This is a genomic window from Haladaptatus sp. (assembly GCF_049589095.1).
Lineage (GTDB): Archaea > Halobacteriota > Halobacteria > Halobacteriales > Haladaptataceae > Haladaptatus.
Genome location: NZ_JBAWAC010000307.1, coordinates 1 through 2,485 on the forward strand (window position 1 = coordinate 1; position 2,485 = coordinate 2,485).

Below are 2,485 nucleotides of genomic sequence, written 5' to 3' on the forward strand. Positions count from 1 at the left end.
GCCGCGAACGCGGCCGTTCCGACGAGGATTCCGGACAATCCCAACCCGGGAGCGGACGTGAGAAATTCGCTCGTCCCGTCGATGGCCGTGTCGAGCAGCGAGTGATGGCGTTTGAAGGTGTAAAGACCGTCGTACGTCCCGAAGAAGACGTTGTCGTACGTGACGAGCATGTGCATGCTCCTCCTCGCCGCGGAAAACGACCACTTCAGGGAGCCATCTTCGGCGGAGAGGACGTAGAGCGTTCGTCCAATCATCGAGTATACCTTCCCGTCGCTGACCTCGGAAACGGTGGAGTAGTAGTCGGCCTGCGTCTCCGTCTCGAACGTCCACGCCTTGGTCCCGTCCGTGTTTACCGCGGTGAACGTTCCATCTCTACTGACGCTCACAACCAGTCCATCGGCGACGACGGGTTCGGTAGTGGTGGATTGGACATCGTCGTACTGCCACTCCACCGACCCGTTCTCCGGATCGATGGCTCGTAGCGTCTCACCCCACAGGAAGACCCGTCCGTCCTCGACAGTCGCGGTACCGCCGCCCTGCACCGACCACAGTTCGTCGCCGTTCTTGCGGTCGAAAGCGACGAACGAATCACCCCTACGACAGAATATCCCCTCTTCGGTGACGGAGGACAAACTGATGTTCGAACTCTGTAGTTTCCATTGTTCGGACCCGTCCTCGGCCGAAAGCGCGTAGAGGCCGCTTTTCACGTGGAAATACAGCGTGCCGTCGAAGAGGAAAATCTGGGAGGCGTAATCCCCCGCCACTTCGTAGGTCCACGCCTGCTTCCCGGACTCCGCGTCGAGCGCGACGAATCGCGCGTCCTGCTCCGCGAACAGATACACGTGACTGTCATCGACCTTCACCATGGAGGACGCGGCGGACACCGAACTGCGCCACTGCTCGTCCCCCGTCTGTAGGTCGAGCGCCACGAACCGCCGGGATGACCCCTCGCCCTGTTCGACCTGCACCGAAAGATAGACCGTCCCATCCTCGACGACAGGGAGCGTCACCGGACGATAATCATCGTTGGACCACTCCACGGAACCGTCGTCCGGGTTCAACGCCTGAAGCGAATAGCGTGATTGTCCGCGATTCTCGCCCGCGTAGGCGCTGAGAACGACGAGTAATCCGTCTTTCACGATGATGGGATAGACGAATCGAACCGTCTCTTCGTCGTCGGAAGACGAATCGCTCGGACTCTCCGGAAACGTCCAGTCGGGTTTCGGCGCGTCCTTCGAGGACGTGGTGGTGCCTATCGTGGTCGTCGTCGATTGTGCACTGCCGAGACCGACGGTCGTCCCGAGCGTTCCGGCAGTCGCCAAAAATCCGCGTCTGGAGAGGGAGGAGGGCGAGGGATTCATACACGAACCCAGTTGATGGAGTTATTTATAGTTGGAGATTTGGAACGAGTAGGATTAATTTTTGTTGCCGGAACCGAGCCAACGGCTCGTGTCCCCGAGTCCCCGTATCGTCTCGAAAAATCCCGAGCGTTCGTGTTCGCCCGGGCGGAGGCGGGCACGAATGCGTGAGGAGAGGAGTTCGACGGTCACGACGATGACGACGACCGTGACGAGTCCCGCCGCCGCACGGGCGTACGAGGCGGAGCTTACGGTCTGCAGACGGAGGTTGATGTACATCCCCAACCCACCGGCACCGACGACACCGAGGCTGACGGCGATTCGGGTGTTGATTTCGAGGACGTAGAGCGTCCACGCGATGAACGAGTTCGACACCTGACTGAGCATGCCGAAGATGACGACCTGCGGGCGCTTCGCGCCGGTCGATCGAATCGCTTCTATCGGCCCGTTATCGATCTCTTCGAGTTCGTCGGTGAACAGCCGTCCGAGGTTGCCGATGGTATCGGTTGCGATGGCGAGCACTGCGCCGTACGGGTTGATGCCCGTCAGCGGGATGTAGATGAGCACCCAAACCAACGCCGGAACCGCGCGGATGGTACTCATCGCCCCGCGGAAGATGAAGTTGAACGGGAACGGGGTCACGCGTTCGGAGCCGAGGATACCGAAGATGAGCGCGAGCGGAAACCCGATCACGGTACCACAGAAGCCGACGAGGATCGTCACGAACGCCGCCGAAACCAGTACGGAGCCGCTCGAAACGGACGCGTCGGTGATGGTGCTGACGAAATACTGTGGATGTGTGAAACTGACCCAGATCGCACGAAGGCCGCCGATATCGTGCTGGTGAGTATAGCTCGTGAAATCGACGAAGTTGGGCTTGAGGAACGCACCGATAAAGTTGATCCACGTTCCGAACTGGCGGACGAGGTCCGCCAGCAGGAAGCCGAGATAGGTCATCCCCAGTCCGGTTATCAGAAGGACCGTGAGGATTCCCAAGCCACCGGATATTCGCCGGATGCGCTGTTCGTGTTCGATTCGCTGTTTGATTTCGGTGATGTCCGTAGCCATGTTATGCGATGTTGTTGATGGCCGAATCCTCCGGTGATTCGCCGTAATAGATCCGGTCG

General features: G+C 59.8%; 2 protein-coding genes. Both read right to left on the reverse strand.

The genetic code is table 11. The annotated features are described in order from the left end of the window. Window positions 1-1,361 (reverse strand): PQQ-binding-like beta-propeller repeat protein (locus WBV42_RS09995; RefSeq protein ID WP_423985899.1); only part of this gene is annotated, 1,361 nt, incomplete at its 3' end. Window positions 1,362-1,415: 54 nt separating this feature from the next. Continuing rightward, window positions 1,416-2,426 (reverse strand): phosphate/phosphonate ABC transporter permease, encoded by a 1,011-nt coding sequence (locus WBV42_RS10000; RefSeq protein ID WP_423985900.1) that lies wholly within the window; start codon window positions 2,424-2,426, stop codon window positions 1,416-1,418. Between the last annotated feature and the right edge of the window lie 59 nt (window positions 2,427-2,485).

Coding starts and splice junctions, on each gene's coding strand:
- WBV42_RS10000 (WP_423985900.1), bottom strand. CDS start 2,426: ATGGCTACGGACATCACCGAAATCAAACAGCGAATCGAACACGAACAG.